1 protein-coding gene is annotated in these 1,033 nt (G+C 64.5%); it reads left to right on the top strand.

From position 1 onward, the window contains the following. Positions 1-690 precede the first annotated feature (690 nt). Positions 691-1,033 (top strand): hypothetical protein (locus FFT21_RS30205; RefSeq protein WP_225978862.1); only part of this gene is annotated, 343 nt, incomplete at its 3' end.

Here is a 1,033-nt window from a genome sequence, read left to right as displayed (position 1 = left end):
GCTGCCCGACGTCCTCGATCATCACGGCGTGGATCTGCCCGTCCTCGACGATCGTCAGCGTGTTGTCCCGCACGCTCACCCGGCCGGCGGACGTCGGGATGCTGGCGACCTTGTACTTGTTAATACGACAGCCGGTGCGCCCAGCGATCAGGAGGTGATCGTCCAGCGGTCATGACTTGGTCGGAAGCTCGTCGTCGCCTGCCGGTGTGAGTCCGGTCCGGGTAGCTGCCAGGAGGCCCGGTAGCAGGCTGGCGGCTTGGTCTGGAAACGGGCCGGGTCGAAGCCCAGCGTCGAAAGCCCTGTGGGGGAAGCAACTGAGCGGTCCGTAGCGGAAGCGAAACCTGCCGCGTCGTTAGACATTGAGGGAGAGCCGAACCGGGCGGTTCACGGTGAAGGCCATGGAAGCGGTGAAGATCCTGGAAGGGCAGCCGTGATGGACTCCCCGGCGTAAGAGGGTGCGGAACGTTCAGAAGGTGGCGGCGGGAACTGGGGAGGCCCTCCCCGGCCGAAGCGCTCTGCGAGTGGCGTGGACAGCTCGTCCTATAACCGGTGTGGAGCCGGGAAGTGGATCGGGTGCCGGGAGGGAGTCGGAGGCGGTCGTATTACTGATCGAGCCGGGCGGACAACATAACCACCGGTGAGGGAAGGACCGCTGCTTCGTTCACGTGCGATGTTGGGAAGGAGAGCCCGGTGAGTGCCGAAGAGGCTAGGTCCACCGCGCTGGGGTCCAGGATGGATCCGGTTCGTGCCTTGCAGCATGCGCTGTACCGGTCGGCCAAGGCCGATCCGGGACGACGATTTCACGCGCTACGAGACAAGGTCTATCGCAGGGACGTCTTGTGGCGGGCGTGGGTCGCGGTGCGCCGCAACAACGGTGCCCCGGGCATCGACGGAACCACTCTGGCCGATGAGCGTTATTCAGAGCCCTTACCAGCCAAGTCGGTAGAACTCCAGTGCGGTGACGATTCGGATGACATTCGGAAGCTCGGCGAGGCGCCCTCGAAAGCCGGTGGCAAGTATCTTCCAGTTCTTG

It is taken from the genome of Gandjariella thermophila (assembly GCF_005405885.1).
Lineage (GTDB): Bacteria > Actinomycetota > Actinomycetes > Mycobacteriales > Pseudonocardiaceae > Gandjariella > Gandjariella thermophila.
This window is presented reverse-complemented; position numbering and strand designations above follow the sequence as displayed.